Here is a 445-nt window from a genome sequence, read left to right as displayed (position 1 = left end):
AACCGACCGTGGCCCACGTGTCGACCATCGTGCCTTCGTCGACGTACGCGCCGATGTTGGTGTACGACGGCATCAGCACGACGTTCTTCGCGATGAACGAGCCGCGGCGCGCGATGGCCGGCGGGACGACGCGGAAGCCGCCCGCGGCGAAGTCTTCGGCCGTGTAGTTCGCGAACTTCGACGGCACCTTGTCGTAGAACTGCGAGTAGCCGCCGGCCGGCATCGGCGCGTTGTCCTCCAGGCGGAACGACAGCAGCACGGCCTTCTTCAGCCACTGGTGGACCGTCCAGTTGCCGTCGATTTTCTCGGCGACGCGCAGGGCGCCCTTGTCGAGCTGCTCGATCGCGTGAGCGACGGCTTCGCGGACGTCGGCGGGCGCGGCCTTCGGCGACAGCTCGGCGCGGTTTTCCCAGGCGGTATCGATGATTTGCTGAAGTTGTTGCGA

General features: G+C 66.5%; 1 pseudogene. It reads right to left on the bottom strand.

Annotated elements, in window-relative coordinates:
- Positions 1–445: pseudogene (dapD, locus tag I6F38_RS43390) on the bottom strand (2,3,4,5-tetrahydropyridine-2,6-dicarboxylate N-succinyltransferase); the annotation flags it as partial.

The sequence above is a fragment of the Bradyrhizobium sp. BRP56 genome (assembly GCF_020194035.1).
GTDB classification, from domain to species: domain Bacteria; phylum Pseudomonadota; class Alphaproteobacteria; order Rhizobiales; family Xanthobacteraceae; genus Bradyrhizobium; species Bradyrhizobium australafricanum.
Note: the sequence above shows the minus strand (reverse complement) of the source record. Positions and strands in the feature narration are given on the sequence as shown.